We start from the raw sequence: 3886 nt of genomic DNA on the forward strand, positions 1-3886 counted from the left end.
TCAGGCAGGACGCTTTTTAGATAGTGGCTTTGAGCACAAGAGATGGCGATGTCACCGATGTTGCCATAATCTGCTGCAAGAAAGACAAAAGCCTTCTTGCCTGAATTAAACTTCATTTCTTTCTTGTTGAATAAAGAAGTAAGTTTAACTTTAAAGGTAAGCGGTAATCTTTTAGAAACTACATTTAAATACTTCAAAATAAATCTCCTTATGGATTACCAGTATTTTTATAGATTAAGTATGCGCTATAAAAATTAAAGTCCTTGAGTATTTTTCATTAAACTAATGTATGAGCCTACCTTTTAATTTCGTTAATAACTTACGGCGGCGAGTCCCTTGAGGTAATAAATATGTAAGCGGAGGGTCTCGTTTAATAGCTTTTTGAACCTGATGTATCCATTTATTATCTACATTTGCATTGATCATCTCTAAGAGAATACGTTCCCATTCTGAAACAACATGACTACTAGAGAGTACCATTCGCTTGAGATGCTCTTTTTTGAGTGGAGTACTAAAACAAGTAGGATCTTCTACACCAGCAATCAAAAAGTTGAGACGAGTTCTAACGCATTTCTCGCATTCACCACAGTTACGATCAGTTTTATCTCCTTCCCAGCAAACTCGCAAGTTGCATACTCCGCACGACCATGCCGAGATGGTTCTAATTTTTTCAGTACGATCAAAGCCGCAACCATCATGTATTATCTGAAAAACACCGGAGCTTAGCATGGGGTCTAACATAGGATGATCTCCCATACGCATAAATAGCTCGTTGTAAGAGGGACCGCCCGCAATGAGTCCAACGCCTGCATACTTATAAAACGCACATAAAACCGAAGCTAATGCTGAACCAAAATAGCTCTCCCAGTTAATACTCCAAAGTTCACGTATATTGGTGCTGACAGTGAACAGTCTTACGTCTAGATCCTCTAAAGCTTCAGATGCTAGTCTTTTCGCACCAATAAAACCCTTGTCATCAGAAAGTGAGATATCAAAACCCTGTATAAACACACCCGCTTTTAGCCTTTGCGAACCATATCCAGCTTTTCCTGTCGCATGACGATAGGCAGTAAACTGAGCATCAGCGCCGCCAGAAAAGGCTGCAATAGCCCCCTCTACTTTTGTCTCGCACTCTCGAATACTCTTAACCTGTATATCTACTAAAAAAAATTGTTCAGGTGACCATTTTCTCCAAACATGTTGAAACTCTGTAAGGTTAGCAAGCAACTCACTAGAGATACTACCATGGACAATTACGTTCGCTTTCATCTGCATTGCTGGTAGTAATACAGCTAGTAAGTAAGAGTCACAGTTATCATCTTCTGGCATTGGTATAGTAGAAGGATATAGAAACCATAGCTGTTTATCAGTACGCTCACCACTAGCAGAGATTTGCGCTAACAAACAACAACGTCTTACACCTTTATCACTGGTCTGACTTGGTTGAGGTAAAAGCTCAAGAGAATCCTTCATATAAAGCTCCTATAGTAAAAGTAACAAGACAAGCTTTTTATTATTGCTAAAGCTACAATATGTATAACAAGTAATATCTTTAAAAGAAACTCTCGAAGACTAGGTAGTGCTTTTTATATTGAAGATTAAATTGTGTATACTATTTCAAAATAGCACTTAGATATAACTATACCATCTAATTTAGTTTTGAAAAATATAATTAATTATTCATTTAAAAATACCAAAAATATTTTATTTACAAAAACAAGATAAAAAATTCAAATTTTATAATTATCATGTTTTATAAAATGTTTTACCTTGATCAGCTGTATCACTATATTAATATTTATATTAGCTGTTTTTGAAAAATAGGTATAGAAAATATCTTTGTTAGCAGAGTATAAACCCCTATAAGTTTTTTGAATATCAAATTTATACTTGCTAAAATCTTTAAAATACAGAGCTAGAACAAAAGTATGTTTAGAGATATTGTTAATCTCCTGCTTAAAATCTTCAATCAGCCCTAGCTTTCGAACGTAACTACATAGCTCAGCTAAGAATAATAAATTGTCTTCTAAAACCCTTACCTTTATAGGCTTCCTACTTACTGAATCTGAAGCTACAACAACGTTGTAGAGCACTTTATCTAAAACTACTATTTTTTTGGCATGACAATATAAACTATATACAAATAAAGCATCTTCATTATGTTTTAATTTCATATTAAAAGTAACTTTGCTATTTAAAATAACTTCTCGTCTAAAAAAGTTTAACCAAGCAGAAGCAGGACTTAATTTGGTGTTGTCAAGAAATGATTTGAGATTGATATACTCTCCATAGTTTTTAGGCTTCCTTTCTCCAACTACTCTACCTCGTTCATAGCCGCGACATCCAAAGTAAATAACGTCAGCATCAGTAGACTTTGCAATGTCAGCCAAGACTTCAAAAGCATCCACATCCAAAAAATCATCGCTATCTAAAAAGTATAACCATTCACCATTAGATAAATAAATACCTAAATTTCTGGTTACACTCACCCCTTGATTATCCTTGTCTATAAATCTAATTCGACTATCTCTATCAGCATACTCTTTGCATATCATAGGGGATCTATCTGTACTACCGTCGTTTATTAGAATAATCTCTAGCGCTGCGTAGGTTTGATTGACCACTGAGTCGAGACACTTTTCTAGATAATTTTCTTTGTTGTAGACTGGTATGACTACACTTATTAAAGGCATACTCATTACTATATCTCCACTAACGGTTGATATGATGATTTAACTTAAATAATATGTTTTAACTAGATACCCTATGATTTTTATCATTTCTCAACGTACCTATAGGTTTTTAAAGTCATCGTCCTAAGCTGCCATTTCGTTAACCATAAACGCCATTTAATATATCTCTTAACTCGTAAACCAAAAATATTATTCTCAGACGTACTATCTAAGATTTTTTTTGAAGCTAACTCTCTTTCTTTTTGTATACTGCTACTAGCAAAATCTAAAGGATGATCAACAAAATCAGATAGAAATATTTTGTTGATAATATTTGAATTAGACAAGAACTCCCAATCATCAGCGACTATGAATTTATTTTTGGACAATTCAATAATACTTTTAGCTAAACTCAAGCTGATAAGGTAGCAACAGCTGCCATGAATAAAAGCATTACTTTTAATTGTTTTGTAAAACCTCTGATCTCCTATAGTGGTAATATGCTTAAAGCTTTTAACGATCATCTTTTTATTGAAATCAGTCTGACCACCAAGTAAGTAAAGTATATTTGGATCTAACTCAATATCTGAAAAAGTTGCAATGAAATATTTGAACCTTTTGTCCAAAATAACGTCATCTTCTAAAATGCACGCCCATTTAATATTGTTATCCAGCATATCTTGATAAACCAAAAGATGACTTAAAGTACAACCAATCTCACCAGCAGTCGCTGCAAACCCTCTTTCAATAATGGCTCCTGTACTTTTGACTCTATATGAATCTAATATACTATCTGATAGCTCTGTCCCATATATAGCATCAACAAACCCAAACTTGATATCATATTTATTTAGGGCGTTAGATATAGCTCTTCTTTTTTCTATATCCTTTTCTAGTGAGACTATATAAATTTTTAGCATCTTATTTATCCAAAGTAATTATTCATTCCTCATGTTTTATTCTCAATATTTGTTAATTCTAAATTAAATAATCTAATGCTTTTGTAGATCCATTTAGTTCTAAGCATGTTCAGCCATTTTCTTAAATTGAGAATTAGTCTCTACCAACTCTTGATAAGTGCCTTTATCTACTACTTTTCCTTGATCAATCAAGTAAATGATGTCGCATTTTTGCACGGTTTTTAGACGATGGGCGATCATAATGATGGTCTTTTTACCGCTTAAGTCGTGTATAGCGTCCATGATTACTTTTTC

The 3886-nt window shown here is 33.7% G+C and carries 4 protein-coding genes and 1 pseudogene; all 5 read right to left on the bottom strand.

The annotated features are described in order from the left end of the window. Positions 1-197 (bottom strand): hypothetical protein (locus tag ACTXGO_RS10785; RefSeq protein WP_443574456.1); only part of this gene is annotated, 197 nt, incomplete at its 3' end. A gap of 85 nt (positions 198-282) precedes the next feature. Continuing rightward, the gene (locus ACTXGO_RS10790) at positions 283-1473 is read right to left on the bottom strand and encodes a hypothetical protein (RefSeq protein ID WP_443541380.1); all 1191 of its coding nucleotides are present in this window, start codon (positions 1471-1473) and stop codon (positions 283-285) included. Between the two features lie 257 nt (positions 1474-1730). Further along, positions 1731-2699, bottom strand: coding sequence for a glycosyltransferase family 2 protein (locus ACTXGO_RS10795; protein ID WP_443541379.1), 969 nt, complete (start codon positions 2697-2699; stop codon positions 1731-1733). A gap of 77 nt (positions 2700-2776) precedes the next feature. Further along, on the bottom strand, positions 2777-3592 hold the full coding sequence (locus ACTXGO_RS10800; protein WP_443541378.1) for a glycosyltransferase family 25 protein: 816 nt from the start codon (positions 3590-3592) through the stop codon (positions 2777-2779). Positions 3593-3691: 99 nt separating this feature from the next. After that, positions 3692-3886 (bottom strand): annotated as a pseudogene (locus ACTXGO_RS10805) (ABC transporter ATP-binding protein); the annotation flags it as partial.

Source organism: Psychrobacter sp. T6-1 (assembly GCF_052258445.1).